The 17,481-nt window shown below is 70.0% G+C and carries 18 protein-coding genes; 9 read left to right on the top strand and 9 right to left on the bottom strand.

Going from position 1 to position 17,481, the window contains the following annotated elements; genetic code table 11:
* Positions 1–14: 14 nt before the first annotated feature.
* Positions 15–443 carry a GNAT family N-acetyltransferase gene (locus D7X99_RS13540; RefSeq protein WP_233597048.1) on the bottom strand — a complete coding sequence of 143 codons (429 nt, stop codon included), beginning with the start codon at positions 441–443 and terminating at the stop codon, positions 15–17.
* Positions 382–1,482 (bottom strand): ATP-grasp domain-containing protein, encoded by a 1,101-nt coding sequence (locus tag D7X99_RS13545; protein ID WP_120577251.1) that lies wholly within the window; start codon positions 1,480–1,482, stop codon positions 382–384. The genes D7X99_RS13540 and D7X99_RS13545 overlap by 62 nt, the downstream gene beginning before the upstream one ends.
* 167 nt (positions 1,483–1,649) lie before the next feature.
* Between D7X99_RS13545 and D7X99_RS13550 the strand changes: the two genes are divergently transcribed.
* Together D7X99_RS13550 and D7X99_RS13555 are read left to right on the top strand one after the other, a co-directional pair.
* Complete coding sequence (locus tag D7X99_RS13550; RefSeq protein WP_121778162.1) at positions 1,650–2,948, top strand: HD domain-containing protein; 1,299 nt, start codon at positions 1,650–1,652, stop codon at positions 2,946–2,948.
* 17 nt (positions 2,949–2,965) lie between these two features.
* On the top strand, positions 2,966–4,492 hold the full coding sequence (locus D7X99_RS13555; protein ID WP_121778163.1) for an MBL fold metallo-hydrolase: 1,527 nt from the start codon (positions 2,966–2,968) through the stop codon (positions 4,490–4,492).
* Here D7X99_RS13555 and D7X99_RS44465 read toward each other — a convergent pair whose 3' ends face one another.
* The 5 genes from D7X99_RS44465 to D7X99_RS13580 all read right to left on the bottom strand — a co-directional run bounded on the left by D7X99_RS44465 (position 4,493) and on the right by D7X99_RS13580 (position 8,829).
* Positions 4,493–5,239: a GlsB/YeaQ/YmgE family stress response membrane protein gene (locus tag D7X99_RS44465; RefSeq protein ID WP_304997454.1), complete on the bottom strand. Its 747-nt coding sequence runs from the start codon at positions 5,237–5,239 to the stop codon at positions 4,493–4,495. It abuts the gene before it with no gap.
* A gap of 12 nt (positions 5,240–5,251) precedes the next feature.
* Positions 5,252–7,132, bottom strand: coding sequence for an FTR1 family protein (locus D7X99_RS13565; RefSeq protein ID WP_120577255.1), 1,881 nt, complete (start codon positions 7,130–7,132; stop codon positions 5,252–5,254).
* 129 nt (positions 7,133–7,261) lie between these two features.
* Positions 7,262–7,489, bottom strand: a complete 228-nt coding sequence (locus D7X99_RS13570) for a hypothetical protein (RefSeq protein WP_120598373.1) — start codon at positions 7,487–7,489, stop codon at positions 7,262–7,264.
* Positions 7,490–7,552: 63 nt separating this feature from the next.
* Complete coding sequence (locus D7X99_RS13575) at positions 7,553–8,038, bottom strand: dihydrofolate reductase (RefSeq protein ID WP_121778165.1); 486 nt, start codon at positions 8,036–8,038, stop codon at positions 7,553–7,555.
* Positions 8,035–8,829, bottom strand: coding sequence for a thymidylate synthase (locus D7X99_RS13580; protein ID WP_121778166.1), 795 nt, complete (start codon positions 8,827–8,829; stop codon positions 8,035–8,037). The genes D7X99_RS13575 and D7X99_RS13580 overlap by 4 nt, the downstream gene beginning before the upstream one ends.
* Positions 8,830–8,932: 103 nt before the next feature.
* Between D7X99_RS13580 and D7X99_RS13585 the strand changes: the two genes are divergently transcribed.
* From D7X99_RS13585 to D7X99_RS13600, 4 genes are read left to right on the top strand one after another with little or no spacing between them, the layout of a single operon-like run.
* Entirely contained in the window at positions 8,933–9,493 is a 561-nt protein-coding gene (locus D7X99_RS13585) for a cob(I)yrinic acid a,c-diamide adenosyltransferase (protein WP_120577259.1), read from the top strand.
* Between the two features lie 3 nt (positions 9,494–9,496).
* Positions 9,497–10,522: a tRNA epoxyqueuosine(34) reductase QueG gene (gene queG, locus D7X99_RS13590; protein ID WP_120577260.1), complete on the top strand. Its 1,026-nt coding sequence runs from the start codon at positions 9,497–9,499 to the stop codon at positions 10,520–10,522.
* The gene (locus tag D7X99_RS13595) at positions 10,495–11,445 is read left to right on the top strand and encodes a DMT family transporter (RefSeq protein ID WP_121778167.1); all 951 of its coding nucleotides are present in this window, start codon (positions 10,495–10,497) and stop codon (positions 11,443–11,445) included. Before queG ends, D7X99_RS13595 begins: the two co-directional genes overlap by 28 nt.
* 12 nt (positions 11,446–11,457) lie before the next feature.
* Positions 11,458–12,339, top strand: a complete 882-nt coding sequence (locus D7X99_RS13600) for an ATP-grasp domain-containing protein (protein ID WP_233613359.1) — start codon at positions 11,458–11,460, stop codon at positions 12,337–12,339.
* Positions 12,340–12,409: 70 nt separating this feature from the next.
* On the opposite strand, the gene D7X99_RS13605 is transcribed toward D7X99_RS13600, so the two are convergent.
* Positions 12,410–13,219 (bottom strand): hypothetical protein, encoded by an 810-nt coding sequence (locus D7X99_RS13605; protein WP_121778168.1) that lies wholly within the window; start codon positions 13,217–13,219, stop codon positions 12,410–12,412.
* 94 nt (positions 13,220–13,313) lie between these two features.
* On the opposite strand from D7X99_RS13605, the gene D7X99_RS13610 reads away from it, so the two are divergent.
* Complete coding sequence (locus tag D7X99_RS13610; RefSeq protein WP_121778169.1) at positions 13,314–14,204, top strand: MTAP family purine nucleoside phosphorylase; 891 nt, start codon at positions 13,314–13,316, stop codon at positions 14,202–14,204.
* 118 nt (positions 14,205–14,322) lie between these two features.
* Entirely contained in the window at positions 14,323–15,372 is a 1,050-nt protein-coding gene (locus tag D7X99_RS13615; protein WP_121778170.1) for a YihY/virulence factor BrkB family protein, read from the top strand.
* 26 nt (positions 15,373–15,398) lie between these two features.
* Here D7X99_RS13615 and D7X99_RS13620 read toward each other — a convergent pair whose 3' ends face one another.
* Positions 15,399–16,223: a M48 family metallopeptidase gene (locus D7X99_RS13620; protein ID WP_121778171.1), complete on the bottom strand. Its 825-nt coding sequence runs from the start codon at positions 16,221–16,223 to the stop codon at positions 15,399–15,401.
* Positions 16,224–16,373: 150 nt separating this feature from the next.
* On the opposite strand from D7X99_RS13620, the gene mutM reads away from it, so the two are divergent.
* Positions 16,374–17,276, top strand: a complete 903-nt coding sequence (gene mutM / locus D7X99_RS13625) for a bifunctional DNA-formamidopyrimidine glycosylase/DNA-(apurinic or apyrimidinic site) lyase (RefSeq protein ID WP_121778172.1) — start codon at positions 16,374–16,376, stop codon at positions 17,274–17,276.
* The last annotated feature ends 205 nt before the right edge of the window (positions 17,277–17,481 follow it).

A 17,481-nucleotide genomic window follows, 5' to 3' on the forward strand; every position in this document is an offset into this window, starting at 1 on the left:
CTCCTGATGGGGGACTACAGGCGCTTGGTCAGGATGATGAGGTCGTCACCCTGCTTGTAGAAGTCGCGCAGGCGCGCCTCTTCGCCGTACTTCATGGACGCGTAGAAGCCGCGCGTGGGGCCGTAGGCCTCCGTGGCGCTCGTCTCCACGCGGATGAGCCGCGCCTTGCGGCGGCGCAGGTCGCCCTCCATGGAGGACACCAGCTGCGCGCCAATGCCCTGGCCGCGAACTTCCGGCGCGGAGGCAATCCAATACAGGTCGAACGCGTGCTCCGTCATCGGCGTGGGGCCGTAGCAGCAGTAGCCCACCAGCCCGCCGCCGTCCTGCCCGCGGTCCGCCACGAGGATGGAGTAGTCCCGGTTGCCCGCGGTGAGCGCGGTGTCAACCAGCTCGATGGCGCAGTCCTGCTCCTCCTGCGAGAAGGTTTCGATTCGCCGGATCAACGCGGCGAGCGGTTCCCGGTCCTTTCTTTCGAGTGTGCGGATTTCCATGGGCTCTTTCGAGAGCGACCTCCACGAGTCGCGAGGCCAGGGTCGCGTAGTCCATGCCGGCGGCCTGCGCCGCCTTCGCGTACCCCGCGCCCGGGTGAAGGTCGCAGTTGGGGTTGATGTCGATGACGTACGGCACACCCTCGGGCGACACCCGAAGGTCCACGCGTCCATAGTCCTGGCAATCCAGCGCTGCAAATGCTTCCAGCGCTGTCTGGATGCAACGCGCTTCCTGCACTGCGTCGAGCCGGCAGGGCCCCGTGGGCGAGTCCCGGTACTCCGGTGACTCCGCCTCCCACTTGGCCCGGTACGACACGATGTTCGGCCGGTCGTCGAACGCGCGACCGAAGTGGATCTCCGTGAGCGGCAGCGCCTGACGCGGGCTGTTGCCGAGCAGGGGCACGTAGATCTCCCGCCCCTGGATGAACTGCTCCACCAGCGCGGGCTGGTGGAAGGTGCGCAGCACGGACTCGCACGCCCGCACGAGCGCCGAGCGCTCCGTCACCACGGAGTCGAAGTCCATGCCCACGCTGGCGTCCTCGCGCGCGGGCTTCACGATGAGGGGCCACGGCAGGTCCACCGCCAATGCGTCCTCGCGCTTGCGCACCACGAAGGAGGCGGGGGTGGAGACGCCGTGGGCGCGCAGGATGTCCTTGGCCTTGGGCTTGTGCAGCGCCAGCCCCAGCGACAGGGCGGACGAGCCGGTGTACGGCAGGCCCAGCGCGTCCAGCAGGCAGGGGACGGCCATCTCTCCGCGGCTGTCCGCGGCCAGCGACTCGCAGAGGTTCACCACGAGGTCGGGCTGGAGGAAGCGCAGGGCCTCCACGAAGTCCAGCTTGTCTCCTTCGATGGCGAGCGGCTCGGCGACCACGCCGTCCCGGCTGAGCGCGTGGGCCAGGCTCTCGGCCACCCGGACCACGTCCTCGCGGGCTTCGCGCCCGGGGTCGTCCTCGAGGAGGTCGTGGTCACGATTGTGCAGCAGGATGATGTGCATTCGGAGTGCCCCGAGGGTTAGCACGTCCCCACGGACCTTCCCAGCCTGTGGCGTGGTGGCCGGTCGGTCCCTCACAGGGCTACCGCCTGCCAGGGTATGCGCTACGGTGGGTGGACCCGTCGGAGCGGAAACCGGCCACCCCGGCTTCAGGTCCCGACAAGGACGACATGCGGATTCGCGACCCCATCCACGGCGTCATCCCGGTGAGCGACCCGGAGAAGGCCGTCATCGACAGTCGCTTCTACCAACGTCTTCGCTACGTCCGGCAGCTGGGCTTCGGGGACATGGCCTTCCCTGGCGCCACCCACACCCGCCATGCCCACTGCCTGGGCGCCATGTTCGTCGCCTCGCGCGTCTTCAACGCCGTGGCCAGCCGCTCCGACCTGCCGGACGATGTGCGTGAACATTTCTGCACCGCCGTGCGTCTGGCGGTCCTCTGCCACGACCTGGGGCACATGCCCCTGTCGCACGCGTCCGAGCGCATCGCGCCCCGGCGGTCCCTGCTGCGGCTGCCTGGCTGGCTGGACTCCGTGGCGGAAGGGGAGCAGGCGACCCACGAGGACTACACGGCGAAGCTGCTCCTGGACAGCTCGCTGACGGAGATCATCCAGAAGGAGTTCGGCTCGCGCGGCATCACCCCCATGGCGGCGGTGGCGCTGATTACCGGTGCGAAGCCTCCCAAGGATCCAGGCTTCACGTACAAGGGCGTGGACTGGACGCCGCTCCTGCGCGCCATCGTCTCCGGCGAACTGGACGCGGACCGGATGGACTACCTGCTGCGCGACTCGTTCTACACGGGCGTGAACTACGGCCGGTATGACATGGATTGGATCGTCTCCAACCTGAACCCGGCGGTGAAGGACGGCAAGGCGGTGCTGGCCCTGTCGCGCGCGGCGGCGTTCGCGTTCGAGGACTTCCTGCTCAGCCGCTACCACATGTTCGTGTCGGTGTACCTGCACCACACGTCGGTGAACTTCGACCACATGCTGCGCCGGTACTACGAGGAGACGCCCGGCGAGTTCGAGATTCCCCACGACCCGGAGGCCTTCCTCCTCTGCGACGACGCGGCGCTCTGGTACACGCTGCGCCGTTCGAAGAACCGGTGGGCGGAGCGCATCAGCCGCCGCCAGGGCTTCAAGCTGCTGGCGCAGTTCACGGAGCGCGACACCGGCTACGACCTGGAGGTTCTCAACAGCGCGCTCACCAGCGGCGGCTTCGAGCACTACACCGTGCTGTCCAAGGGAGCGCTCAGCAAGTACGTGGGGTCCTCCGGGGCCGGCGGCAACCCGGGGTTGTTCATCCTGGACGTGTCCACGGGGCGGCTGACGGAGGTGGCGCGCTACACGCCGCTCTACCAGCGCTACAGTGGCGCGGTGCGACTGACGCGGCTCTACGTCCGGCCGGACCAGGCGGAGCGGGCGCGCGAGATGATGGGCCGGCTGCTCGGCCAGACGACGCAATCCTGAAGGACGACGGTGCAACCATGAGCGAGCCCCTTCCTGGCATGGGCCTCTTCGCGCCCCACACTCCCGTGGAGCCCCGGCCCTCCTCGGTGGTCATCCTCTACCGGCGCATGCACGCCAGCGTGGAGGTGTTCTGGGTGAAGCGCGAGCGCGCGCTCACCTTCGCGGGCGGTTTCTATGCCTTCCCCGGCGGCAAGCTGGACAAGGACGACCACGACGTCCCCGTGCAGGGTGCCCAGGGAGAAGAGGCCGCGCTGCGCTCCGCGGCGGCGCGCGAGCTGTTCGAGGAAGCGGGCGTGCTGGTGGCGGAAGGCGCGCGGGAGCTGTCTCCGGAGGCGCTGGAGGAGGGGCGCGCGGGGCTGCTCGCGGGCACGGTGAAGTGGAGCGAGTGGCTGACGCGTCACGCGCTGTCCCTGCGCGCGGAGGACCTCAAGCCCGCGGGGCGCTGGGTGACGCCGCCGGCCATCCCGGTGCGCTTCGACACGCGCTTCTACCTGGTGGAGCTGCCGGAGGGCGCGGCGGCGAGCATCATCCCGGGCGAGCTGACGGAGGGCGCGTGGATCCGCCCGGAGGACGCGCTGTCTCGCTGGAGCGACGGCTCGGCGCTGCTGCATCCGCCCGCGCAGCACGCGTTGCAGGTGCTGTCCGAGTTCACGGACGAAGCGGACGCGCGCGCGAAGCTGAGCACGCCGCCGTACTGCCCGGGCTACGTGGCCCAGCGCATCGAGTTCCAGCGCGGCGTGCGCGTGGTGGCGCTGGAGACGCCTACGCTGCCTCCGGCGACGCACACCAACGCGTACGTGCTGGGCACGGGCGACCTGCTCATCGTGGACCCGGGTTCGTCGGACGTGAAGCAGTACGCGAAGCTGCTGTCGCTGGTGGCGGGCCTGAAGGCGGAGGGCGCTCGTCCAGTGGCGGTGGTGCTCACCCACCACCACGGCGACCACGTGGGCGGGGCGCTCGCGGTGAAGGAGCGGCTGGGCATTCCGCTCTGGTGCCATGCGCGCACGGCGGACCGGTTGGACTTCCCGGTGGAGCGGCTGCTCGAAGACGGCGAGGTGCTGAACCTGGACGGGCCGATGGTGCAGCGCTGGCACGTGCTGCACACGCCGGGACACGCGCGCGGTCACCTGTGCCTGGTGGACTCGCGCAGCAAGGCGGCCATCGTGGGGGACATGGTGGCGAGCGTGGGCTCCATCGTCATCGACCCGCCGGAAGGCAACATGGTGGAGTACCTCACGCAGCTGAAGCGGCTGCGCGACTGGCCCGTCACCACGCTGTACCCCGCGCACGGGTCACCGGTGCCGGATGGCCCGGGCAAGCTGAACGAGTACCTGCGTCACCGCGCCCAGCGCGAGGCCCTCATCCTGGAGGCCGTGCCCGCGACGGGCGCGACGCTCGCGGAGGTGGTGGCCACGGCCTACGCGGACACGCCGCCCCTCTTGCATCCGGTGGCGGAGCGCAGCGCCCTGGCCTCGCTGGAGAAGTTGGTGGCGGAGGGCCGCGTGCGCGAAGAGTCCTTCACCTGGTTCCGCGTCGGGGCTTAGCTAGAAGCTGCCCATCAGGCCCAGGTGCGGGCCCTTGCTGCTGTAGGTGGCCACGGGCATCAGGCGCACGGTCGGAGCGGGGGCCGCCTGCATCGCGGCCTCCTGGCGCAGGGCGTTGGCGTTGGACAGTTCGAAGCCCGCGCTCGCGCCCACCACCGGCAGAATGAAGAGGGCGGCGTTGAGGGCTGGCGGCGCCTCCGTGCCTCCGCTGTTCACCAGCGTGAGCGCCAGGAACGTCGCGCCCCAGCCCACCATGCTCCCGGCCACCGTCGCGCCCACGCGGCCGCGCCCGCCCATGAAGCGGCCGCCCGCGTACGTGCCCACCGGGATGCCGATGATGCCTCCCGCCGCGGCGCCCGCGACGGCCATCACCAGGCACTCGTCACAGCCCACCGTGGCGGACCCCAGCAGGTACCCCACCGAGCCCAGCACCGTCGCGCCCACGACGCCACCCGCCGTGCCGCTCAGCACCTCCACCGCCACGCGCGGCACCGGGTCCTTCGCGGCGGGCGGCGCGGACTTCACGGAAGGCAGCGCCTGGGAGGGAACGGAGGTGCGCGTCGGGATCTCGTCACCCTGGGTGACGTCCGGCGGCGGAGGCACGTCCTCGTCCGGCGCGCCCACCAGCGGTGGGGGCGTGAGGCTCCCGGCGGGAGCCCGTGCGGGCTCGGCCGGGGTCTCCTGGGCGGAGGCCAGGCCCGACACGAGCAGCAGGGCGAGAAGTGTGGACAGACGTGTGCGCTTCACCAGGACTTGAGGCTACCGCAAGGGCTGCGTCGGCGTCGCGCTGTCACCGGAAGTGGGCGTCTCCTCGCGAGGGCGGCGGCGCAGGGCCCGGTAGACGAGCGGCGCCACGGCCAGCAGCGCCTGCGGCACCAGCGACAGCGCATCCGGATACAGGCCCAGCATGTCCACGTAGATGAAGCGCACCGGCACCAGCGGCAGCGCGCCCACCTCCTGCAACGAGTGGATGCCCTTGCCCAGCAGCATCACCGCCGTCACCACCATCACCACCGTGGAGAGGTTGAAGAGCGTCTTCATGGGCAGCCGGTAGCCCATGCGGTTGATGAAGAGCACCAGCACCGCCAGGGCCACGATGCCGCCCACCACGCCCCAGACCACGCCCGCCGCGGAGTCCACCGCCAGGCCCTGGAGGAAGATGGCCGTCTCGAAGCTCTCACGCAGCACGGACGTGAACGCGATGACGAACAGGCCCACCGTGCTGCCCCGGCCCAGCGCGCCCTGCATCTTCTGGCGCAGCTCACCCATGAAGTGGCTCACGTTGGCGCGCGCGTTGAGCCACAGCGCCGCGTACAGCAGCATGCCCACCGCCACCAGCGCGGTAATTCCCTCCAGCCACTCGCGCTGCGCGCCCGCCAGCAGCTTGCGGCCCACGATGTACGCGAGGGCACCCGCGATGAGCGCGGACACCCAGCCCGCGTGCACCACTCGCACCTGGTCCATGGCCTTCATCTTCTTCAGCGCCGCCAGCAGCGCCGTGACGATGATGGTCGCCTCGAAACCTTCACGCAGCAGGATGAGCAGCGTGAGCCACGCCACGGACAGCAAGTCCGTGGTGCTCCCGGTCGTCTTTCGCGCCTGGTCCAACAGCGACAGCAGCTCGCGCCCCTCGTCCTGCAGGTGCGGGCTCTTGCGCTCCGCGGCGAGCCGCGCCTGCATGAAGGCCTCTTCCAGCTTCTGGGTGAGCTCCGGATCTCGCCCGCGCAGCTTGGGCTCCACCGGCTCCAGGCCGTTGAGGTACGCGTCCAGGAGCGCGTTCTTCGCGCCCACGTAGTCGCCCTCCGCGCCCATGCGCATCGCGTGGCCCACCGCCGCGCGCGCGTTGAGGAGCACCTTCTCCTCGTCCGCGTCCGGCATGTTCTGGCGCAGGCACGCCACCTTGTCCGCGCCGAACGTCTTCGCCAGCTCCGCGTCCGTGGACGTGGCCAGCCGCTCCAGCGACACGTTGGGCGGCTCGCCCTGGCACGGCGGCTGGCGCAGGGTGAAGACGAAGAAGGCCAGCGACCAGCGGTCGTCCTCGGTGAGCGTGGGGAAGGCCGGCATCGCCGTGCCGGGCACGCCGAAGCTGGTGGTGTTGAAGGCCTTGTAAGGCGTGAGCCCGTCCTCCATCAGCTCCGGGTCGTGGAAGTTCGCCGGCCGAGGCTCCATGTTGGCCGCGATGGCCACGTCCGCCTTGCCCTCCACTCCGTGGCACGCCGTGCAGTTGGCCTGGAAGAGCTTCTTGCCGTGCTCCAGGTCCGGCGCCACGCGAGGGCTGCGCGCCAGGCCACCCGCCAGCACCAGGCTCTCCACCAGCTCACCGCAGTCGCGGCTCACGCCCTCCGGGTCCTTCGCTTCATTGACGCGCGCCTGGATGGCCTCCACGCGGGGCACGAACGTGGCCGCCGCCGGGCCCAGGTCCTTCGCCGCCGACAGTGCCTCCGCCGCGAAGCTCTTCTGCTCCGTCAGCTCGAACTCCGACTGCGACGACACCGCCGCCGGATAGTCCGCCTGAAGGTACTGGAGGATGCCCACCAGCCGGTGCCAGGTGCGCCCCTCGTCGGTAGCCGGAGCTTCAGCCCGGGCAGAAGAGGACAGCGCGAGCAGCAGGCACAACGTGAGGGAGGCGGCGTGTTTCACGGCCGTCTTCTACCAACCACGTCACGGGCGTTCAATTCTGCGAATCAAAATCAAATTATGAGACCCCCCTCAGGAACCGAGGGGGGCACACGGGTCAACACCCGGGGTGTTCCCGGGGACGACTCAGCGCTAATTGAGCTCGCAGTACTGCGGGTAGGTCCGGCACGGATAGCAGGGGCCGCCCGGGCCGTAGTAGCAGACCTCTCCGACGGCACAGACGCCGTTATCCGGGCAGATCCGCAGCTCCTGCTCCTGTGCGCCCAACTCCGCGGCCGTGCCTTCGTCGATGGGCCCGCCACAGGCCGCCAGGCCCAGCACCGCGAACAGCCCCAGTCCACGAATCAGGTGACGACGCATGCACGCTCCTTCGGTGAGAGGAACCCGCACGGTAAGTCAGCCAGCAAACGCCAGGAATAAGGGCTAGCCCTGACGCTCGTAGGTGAAGAAACCGAAGGGCAAGTCGCCTTCCGAGTGCCGTTCCTCCTCCACCAACCTCCATCCGGTCAGGTCCACCGATGGGAAGAAGGCGTCGCCTGGGAAGTCCCGCTCGATGCGGGTGAGGTAGAGCCGCTGCCACAGCGCTTGCGTCTGCGCGTAGAGGTCCGCGCCGCCCGCGATGAAGACCTCGCTGTCTCCGGCTTGTCGCAGGGCGTCGTCCACGGTGTGGGCCACGTGGACGCCTAGTGGGGCGGCCCAGTCGCGCTGGCGGGTGAGCACCACGGTGGTGCGGCCGGGCAGCGGCCTCCCGATGGAGTCGTACGTCTTGCGACCCATGACCAGGGTGTGGCCCATGGTCAGACGTTTGAAGCGCGCCAGGTCCAGCGGCAGGCGCCAGGGCAGGGTGTTGCCCTGACCGATGACGCGGTTCGCTGCCATGGCGACGATGGCGGAGATGCGCGGGCTCATACGGCGACGGGCGCCTTGATGGCGGGGTGCGGGTCGTAGCCTTCCAGCGTGAAGTCCTCGTAGCGGAAGGCGAACAGGTCCTTCACGTCCGGGTTCAGGTGCATGCGCGGCAGCGGGCGCGGTTCGCGCTTCAGCTGCTCCTGCGCCTGCTCCACGTGGTTCAGGTACAGGTGCGCGTCACCGAGGGTGTGGATGAACTCGTGCGCGGTGAGGCCCGTGGCCTGCGCCACCATCATCGTGAGCAGCGAGTACGACGCGATGTTGAAGGGCAGCCCCAGGAAGATGTCCGCGCTGCGCTGGTAGAGCTGGCAGGAGAGCTTCCCGTCGGCCACGTAGAACTGGAACATCACGTGGCAGGGCGGCAGCTTCATGGAGGGCACGTCCGCCACGTTCCACGCGCTCACCAGGTGCCTGCGCGAGTCCGGGTTCTTCTTCAGCCCGTCCACCAGCTGCCGCATCTGATCCACGTGGCCGCCGTCCGGCGTGTTCCAGGAACGCCACTGGTGGCCGTACACGGGGCCCAGGCTGCCGTCGGCGTTGGCCCACTCGTCCCAGATGGTGACCCCCACCTCCTGGAGCGAGCGCACGTTCGAGTCGCCCCGGAGCATCCACAGGAGCTCATGGATGATGGACTTCAGGTGGAGCTTCTTCGTCGTCACCAGGGGGAAACCCTGGGTGAGGTCGAAGCGGAGCTGGTGGCCGAAGAGGCTCAGCGTCCCCGTGCCGGTCCGGTCGCCCTTCTTCGTCCCGTGCTTCAGGACCTGCTCCATCAGACTCAGGTAAGGCTGCATGGGCCCCTTTTTCCCTAGGTGGGGTCAGGCAGGCGAGCAAAATATCGGCCGCTGTCCACCCGCGCACGGCGTCACCGTGTCGCATCGTTAAACAAGGGCTGCCATGAAGATTTACACGAAGACCGGCGACGCCGGAGAGACAGGCCTCTTCGGCGGCGGCCGTGTGGCGAAGGACGACGCGCTGGTGGACGCCTACGGCGAGGTGGACGAGCTCAACGCCACGCTGGGCCTTGCTCGCACGTTCCCGCTGCCGGCGGACCTGGAGCACTTCCTCCAGCGCATCCAGGACCAGCTCTTCACGGTGGGTGCGGTGCTGGCCACGCCGCCGCACACCAAGGCGGCGGCCCACATCCCGGAGCTGCGCCCGGAGTGGGTGGAGGAGATGGAGCGCCACATCGACCGCTACGAGGAGGAGCTGCCGAAGATGACGCACTTCATCCTCCCGGGAGGCTCGTCCGCGGCCGCGGCGCTGCACCTGTCCCGCACGGTGTGCCGCCGCGCCGAGCGCCGGGTGGTGACGCTGCTTCGCGAGGACAAGGCCCCGCCCGCCGTGGCCATGTACCTGAACCGCCTGTCGGACCTGCTCTTCGTGGTGGCCCGGCTGGTGAACTTCCGCGCCGGGCTGCCGGACGTGAAGTGGATCCCCGAGAAGCCGACGAAGTAAGCCGTGTACGCGACACAACTGCCCACTGCCCGGCTCCGGCAGCTCGCCCAGGACGTGGGCTTCGACCTCATCGGCTTCGCGCGCGCGGAGCCCATTCCGCCGTCGTCGCTGATGTCGTGGCTGGAGGCCGGCTACGACGCGGACATGGACTGGATGGGGTCGCGCGCGGAGGAGCGGCTCGACGTGTCGGTGCTCCTTCCGGGCGCGCGCACGGTGCTGTCCTTCGCGAACAACTACTGGCGGGATGATGAGCCCTCGCAGGGCTCGCCCATCGCGCGCTATGCGAGGGGCCGCGACTACCACTCCACGCTGCGCGACCGGATGAAGGCGTTCCGGAAGACCATCAACGCCTGGTACCCGGGGCTGGGCACCTACGGCGGCGTGGACAGCGGGCCGATGATGGAGAAGGTCTGGGCCGCTCGCGGCGGCCTGGGCTACGTGGGCAAGAACGGCTGCCTCATCACGGAGTCGCACGGCTCGTGGGTGCTGCTGGCCACGCTCATCCTGGACGCGGAGGTGGACGCGTACCCGGATGGACCGGTGGCGGACCGTTGCGGCTCCTGCCGACGGTGTCTCATGGCGTGTCCCACGGGCGCGCTGGTGGGCAACCGGCAGGTGGATGCGCGCGCGTGCCTGTCGTACCAGACCATCGAGAACCGCGACCGCGACGTGCCGGAGGCGTTCCGGCTCAAGTTCGACAACCTCATCTTCGGCTGCGACATCTGCCAGCAGGTGTGCCCGCTGAACCGCAAGCCAGTGTTCGCGGAAGACGAGCGCTTCGTGCCCCGCGCGGTGGCGTCGCTGGGCACGCTGGAGCTGGCGGCGCTGACACCCGAGCAATACAAGGAACTCATTCCAGGCACGGCGCTGGCGCGCGCGCGGTACGACGGTTTGAGGCGCAACGCTGTGTATGCACTCGGTGTCGCACGGCAGGTGCACGCCCGGCCGCTGCTCGAAAAACTCAGCGGCGACGACAGCGAGCTGGTACGCAGCGCCGCACGATGGGCGCTTCTGCAACTGGAGCCGTGACGCCGTCCTCCGCGACGCCGCCGCTCGGGCGGGTGTACGCGGCGCTGACGGTGCAGGTGCTGATCAGCGCGGGCACGTACCTGGCCGCCAAGCGGGCGATGACGGAGCTGTCGCCGTTCACGGTGGTGCTGTGGCGATTCCTCGTCTGCGGCGTCGCGTTCGTGACGCTGCTCGCGGTGACGCCGGGGCCCAAGCTGCCGCCGCGCCATGCGTGGCCGCGCATCGTGCTGCTGGGGTTGATGGGCGGGCCGGTGAACCAGACGCTGTTCTTCTCCGGCCTGTCGCGCTCCACGGCGGCGCACGCGGCGCTGTTCTACGCGCTCACGCCGCTGGGCGTGTACGTGGCCAGCCTGGTGCTGGGCCGGGAGCGCGCGTCCACGCGGACGACGGCGGGCATCCTCACGGCGTTGGTGGGCGTGGTGGTGCTGCTGCTGGGCCGGGGACTCGCAAGCGCGAGGGGCACGCTGGTGGGAGACCTGCTCATCCTCGCGGCGGTGGTGGCGTGGGTGGTCTACACGACGGAGGGAAAGCCCCTGGCCACGGAGCATGGGCCGCTGCGCGCGACGGCCTGGACGATGACGGTCGCCACGGTGTTGCAGCTGCCGCTCGCCCCGTTCGTGCTGGAACCCGAGGCGCTGTGGGCCTCCAGCGCCTCGGCGAAGGCCTCCATCGTCTACGTGGGGCTGATGACGTCGGTGGTGGCGTACCTGCTCTGGTCCTACGCGCTGTCGAAGGTGCCCGCGTCGCGCGTGGCCATCTTCTCCAACCTGCAGCCAGCGGTGACAGCGCTCGTCGCGTGGCTCTTCCTGGACGAAGCGCTGCACTGGGAGCTGGCGCTGGGTGGCGCGCTGGTGCTCGTGGGCGTGCGGCTGACGCAGAGCGCGCCGGTGAAGACCGCGCCGGTGGTGGTGCGCGCGAGCTGAAGGCGTTGACCCGTGAAGGGTGGCGGACGCACGCTGCCGTCCATGCTGCGTCCCGGAGAGGACTTGCTGAAGGTCGAGGACCGACTGTGGCTGCTCACCGCGGCGACGGGGAAGGGCGTCTATGACTTCGCCTTCGACCGGTTCTTCGCGTGCCGTCGGCCGTACGAGCTGCCGGACGAGCCCATCGAAGTCGTTGCTCGCGCGGGCGCGTGGCCCGACTACGCGGAGCGCTACCGCGAGCTGGAGGCGCAGGGCGTGCGGCTGGTGCATTCACCAGCGCAGCACCTGCTCGCGACGGAGCTGCCGCACTGGTATCCGCTGCTGGAGGACCTGACGCCCCGGAGCCTCTGGTTCGACACGCCTCCGGATGCGCGCACGGTGGAGGAGCAGCTGGGCTGGCCGGTGTTCCTCAAGGGCGCGCGGCAGACGAGCCGCCATCGCAGGTCCCTCTCCATCATCGAGAGTCCGGAGGCCTTCCGTCAGGCGATGGAGGACTACGCGCAGGACGACATCCTGCACTGGCAACAGGTGGTGTGCCGCGAGCTGCGGCCCCTGCGGCGCGTGGACGACACGCAGGGCGCGGACGCGCTGCCTCGCTCGTTCGAGTTCCGCACCTTCTGGTGGCGGCAGCAACTGGTGGGCTTCGGGCCCTACTGGTGGCAGGGGACGCCGTACGCGCTGACGCCCGGAGAAGAGCGGGACGCGCTGACGCTCGCGGGCGAAGCGGCGCGCCGGGTCGCGCTCCCGTTCCTCGTCGTCGACGTGGCCCAGGAGGTGTCCGGCCGGTGGATCGTCATCGAGTGCAATGACGGCCAGGAGAGCGGCTACGTGGGCGTGTCACCCTTCGCGCTCTGGCAGCGCGTCCTGGACCTGGAGCGCGAGCGCGCGGGCTGAAGCATGAAGCCCCCCGAAGGCAGGATGCCTCGCGGAGGGCCTCTGGCTGCGTGCGGTGCGGGAGACGGCGTCAGTCGCCGTTGGGGTCCCACTCGGAGATGTCCTTCCGGGCGGGCTCCGCCGGAACGGTGGGACGCGGCGGCGCGATGCGGGGCGGCGGCTCCTTCTTCGCCACCGGCGGAGGCGGAGGAGCGGGCGCGTCGTCGTCCGAGCGGCTCGGCTGCACGGGCTCGGCCACCACCGGCTTCGGCTCGGGCTTGCGCGGGGGCGGATCCGCGCGGGGCGGCGGCTCCGCGAAGGCATCGATGTCCGGGGCCTCCGAGCGACGGGGCTCCGGGTCGGGCGCCACGGCCGGAGAGGGCGGGGGTGGCGTGCGCTCCGGCTCGCGGGCCCTCGCCGGAACGGCCGCCTGCTGACGCCCGTTGTTCTTCGCGGGCTTCTCGTCCGACGCGCGGTAGCCCGTGCGCTCCGGGGGCGGCTCCGGCGGATCATCGTAGGAGTCGCGCACCGGCCTCGCGCGCGGCTGCTTGTTCTCTTCGTCGCCGAACGGGTCCTCCTCGCGGCGGCGGTCCTTCTCCTCGATTTCGCGCAGCTTGGCCGCTTCCGTCTTGCTCGTCCGGCGCTCGGGCGCGGCCTCCGGTGCGTCCGGCGCCCGGTTGTTCACCGCGTTGAACTGGCGGGTGCACTGGTTGCGCGTCGTCAGGCAGCCGTCGAAACAGCGCGTCAGCTTCTTGATGGCGGCGCCGTTGCCGCCGTACTCGATGGTGCAGTCCTCCTTGCACGTGGTGGCGTCCTCCTCGCAGCCGGGCGGGACGGGACCGGCCAGGGCAGGGGTTCCAAACAGGAAGCTGAGGACGACGAGGCGCGGAAGAAGACGCATGGCAAATGTGAAAGCTACCAGTCTTCCGAGCTTCCTGGGCGAGCCCCCCGCGATATCGTCAGGCCACGCCCGGCGACCGGGCGAGAGGAGACGCATGGCGGCGGTCAAGGTGGGCATCATCGGGGGCCAGGCCCTCTACCTGGCCCTGGGACTCCAGGGGCGCGGCGAACACCTCTCCGTGGAGACGCCCTTCGGGCCCCACAGCGCCCCACTCATCGCCACGGAATTGGACGGCGTCCCCATCGTCTTCGTCTTCCGCCACGGCCAGGGCCACGTCCACAACGCCACCCGCGCCCCCTACCGCGCCAACCTCTTCGCCCTGAAGACGCTCGGGGTCACCCATGTGGTCGCCACCGGCACCGTGGGCAGCCTGCGTGACGCCATCCATCCGCTGCACCTGGCCCTGCCGGATCAGGTCATCGACCGGACCTACCGCCGCCCCTGCACCTTCTACGACGACGTCGCCGTGCACGTGGAGCTGGCCCAGCCCTTCTGCGCCACCCTGCGCCAGACGCTCATCGACGCGGCCCCCAAGAGCGACACCGAGGTGCACCCCTCCGCCACCTACGTCTGCATCGAGGGCCCCTCCTTGAGCACCCAGGCAGAGAGCCAGCTGTACCGCGCCTGGGGCGCGGACCTGGTGGGTCTCACCGCCATGCCGGAGGCGCGGCTCGCCCGCGAGGCGGAGCTGCACTACGCCCTCATCGCGCTGCCCACCGACCACGACTCCTGGCGCTCGCAGCCCGTGGGTCAGGAGCCCGAAGCGCTCCTGCCGCAGTTCACCCAGCGGCTGGACGCAGTCACCGCCCACGGCGCCGCGCTCCTGCGCCGCGCGCTGCCCCGCATCGCGAGCACGCCCACCACCTGCCGCTGCGCCAGCGCGCTCGCACTGGCCATCTTCACCGACCGCACCCGCATCCCCGCGGACGTGAAGAGCCGCCTGCGCCCGCTGCTGGGCCGCTACCTGCCCTCCGGGCTCGTCTAGCGTTCAACACCCGGCACGTCGCCAGCGCCTCTGGCCGCGAGCGCTCGGCCGCCTGCCTGCTGCCGAATGCCCGGACCGACCCCACATTGGCTCCCCACAGACCCGGAGGGGGAGCCACATGGGGCTGCCACGGCTCAAGTACCTGACGTGGAGGGAGTTCGCGCGTCGGTTCTGGAAGGAAGTTGAAGAGGACACCGTCACCGACGTGGCGGCGCAGCTGTCCTACTACTTCATCTTCTCCCTGTTCCCCTTCCTGTTCTTCCTGGTCACGCTGGTGGCGTACCTGCCGTTCGCGCCCGGCGCCGTGGACGCGATGATGGAGCGCATCCGCCCGCTGGTGCCCGGCGACGCGCTGGGTGTGGTGAGCCAGCACCTGACCTCCATCGTCGGAGAGACGCGTCCCAAGCTGCTCACCGTGGGTCTCGTGGTGGCGCTGTGGACGGCGTCGCGCGGCGTGGATGCCCTGCGCAAGGCGCTCAACATGGCCTACGACGTGTCGGAGTCCCGGCCCTATTGGAAGACGCAGGGCCTGGCGCTGATGGTGACGCTGATGGGCGGCCTGCTGATTCCCCTGTCCTTCGCCATCCTGCTCCTGGGAGGGCGCGTGGGGGCGTGGGCGGCGGACAAGCTGGCGCTCATCGACGAGTTCCACCTCGTCTGGTCCTGGCTGCGCTGGCCCTTCACCGCGGCGCTGGTGATGCTGATGCTGTCGCTCTGCTACTACCTGCTGCCGGACGTGAAGCAGCGCTTCAAGTACATCACCCCGGGCTCCGTGCTTGGCACGCTGGCGTGGCTGGGCAGCACCTGGGGCTTCACCCAGTACGTGGAGCACTTCGGCAAGTACGACGTCACCTACGGCTCCATCGGTGGCGTGGTGGTGCTGCTCCTGTGGCTCTACATCTCCGGGCTCATCTTCATCCTCGGAGGGGAGCTCAACGCCATCCTCGAACACGCCTCCGCGCAGGGGAAGGCCAAGGGTGCGAGGGACTTCGGCCAGCCCGCGCCCCTGGAGCCGCCCCTCAAGACGCCCGGTGCGGCCAAGAGCGCCGCCAGCGCCCGGAAGACGCGGCTCGCGCTGTTCAAGCGCAAGCGCCGCGTGGCGGAGGGCAAGGACCCGGAGCCCCCGGGGCTCGAGCAGGACGGGAGTGACAACCCGTCCGTGCACTGAGAGCGCCGGGGACCGGAAAGGGGCGGCTACTGCTTGGGCAGCTTGGCCTGGATGGCCGTCAGCCCGCCCGCGGTGTTGCGGTCGCCCTTGAGCCCCTGCTGCGCGATGAGCTTCCGCAGGTGCGCGATGCGGTCCTCGTTGGTGGGGTGCGTGGACAGCCACTTGAGCACGCCCGGCGTGGAGCCCTGCTCCTTCTGCAGCTTCTGGAAGAAGGTGATGAGTCCGTTCGGGTCGAAGCCCGCGGCGGAGGCGTACTTCGCGCCGTACTCGTCCGCTTCCGTCTCCTCGCTGCGGCCGTGCGCCAGCTGCAGCCCGCCGCCCGCCAGCTGCGCGGCGATCTGCGCGGCGGTGCCCGGGTTCTGGCCCAGCGCCACCTGGGTGATGGCCTGCAGACCGTACGCGTTCACCATGGCGCGCGCGGAGTGCCGGCCCACCACGTGGCCCGCCTCGTGCGCCATCACGCCCGCCAGCTCCGCCTCCGTGTCCGCCGCGAGCAGCAGGCCCGTGTACACGTAGAGGAAGCCACCCGGCGTGGCGAAGGCGTTGACCGTCTTCGGGTCATTGATGACGTTGACCTTCCACTTCACCCCGGAGCGATCCTTGTTGGCCTGCGCGAGGATGGGCGCGGAGATGCCCCGGACGTACGCCAGCACCTCCGGGTCCTCCACGTATTTGACGTTCTCCTTCGTCTCCAGCTCCTTCTTCACCTGGAGGCCGAGCTCGTTCTCCTGCTCGTCGGAGATGAGGACACTGGCAATCGCCTTCTCCGCGCCCACGCGCTGCTTGACGCAGCCCGTGGAGAGGCCCGAGGCCAGGGTGAGGGTCAGGAGTGCGGTGACCATCCGTTGCATGGGTGAGTCGTCCCTTCTTTGCTCAGTGGGTGGAAGCTTTCGCGGCCCGTCGTAGCCGCGCCCAAGCATTCCGGGCAAGCACCTTCCCGGAGCGCCATCCACCGGGGGACATGCACCGGAGACAGTCCGGTGGTATGCCCCGGCGCCTGGATGCCTGAACTACCGGAAGTGGAGATCGCCCGGCGCAACCTGGAGCGCTGGTTCAAGGGCCACCGCATCGTGCGCGCGGAAGCGGACCCCACCCGCGTCTTCCGGGGGGCGGAGCTGCCCCACTTCACCCGGCTCACTGGCCGTGTGACGGCCCTCGAGCGCAAGGGGAAGTACCTGCTGCTCACCCTGGAGGGCGGCCACGGCCTGATGGCCCACCTGGGCATGACAGGCAAGTTCGTTCGCCGCAAGGAAGGCGAGCCCGTCCCCCACAGCCGCGCCCGCTTCCACCTGGATGACGGCCACGTGGTCCACTTCAGTGATCCACGCCTCTTCGGCCGCATGGAGCCCGTGCCCGCGAAGGAATTGTGGGAGCTGCCCTCGGTGAAGGCCCTGGGGATAGACCCCCTGACCGAAGGGCTCACCGGCCCCCAGCTCCAGGAGGCGGTGGGGGACTCCAAGCAGGACTTGAAGGTGGCGCTGATGGACCAGGGCCGCGTGGCGGGCCTGGGCAACATCCACGCCGCGGAGGCGCTCTTCCGCGCGGGGCTGCACCCGGCGCGCAAGCCCGGCACCCTTACGCCCGACGACTGGAAGCACCTGGCCAGGGCCATCCACGCCGCGTTCGACTTCGCCTTCAAGGAGCAGGAGGGCGAGGAGATCACCTATTTAGAGGAGGCGGGCTCCGTGAACCGCTTCCGCGTCTACGGACGGGCGAACGGGCCGTGCTCGAAGTGCGGAACGACGGTGGAGTCCTTCACCCAGGGTGGGCGCACCACGCATTTCTGTCCGAAATGTCAGCCGCTCTCCATGGTTGCTGTCCGCGCGTCCCGGAAGGGGACGGCGGCGGGGAAGGGGCCGGCTTCCGCCGTCATCGGCCCGAAACCCCGATCCCGTAGACGTTGACACCCCAGGGGGGCATGGCTTGAATCGCCCGCCCTTTACACCCGGCCGCGTCATGTCGCGGCCCCGGAGACCGTTGACCATGCCTCACGTCCTGCTGGCGGCGCTGCTCGTCGCCTCGTCCACGGCCACCGCGCAGACGCCGGTGCCCGATGGTGGCGCGCCCGCGGCACCCCAGGAGTCGGCCCCCGCCGCGACTCCCGCGGCC

The sequence above is a fragment of the Corallococcus sp. AB032C genome (assembly GCF_003668935.1).
In the GTDB taxonomy this organism is placed as follows: domain Bacteria; phylum Myxococcota; class Myxococcia; order Myxococcales; family Myxococcaceae; genus Corallococcus; species Corallococcus exiguus.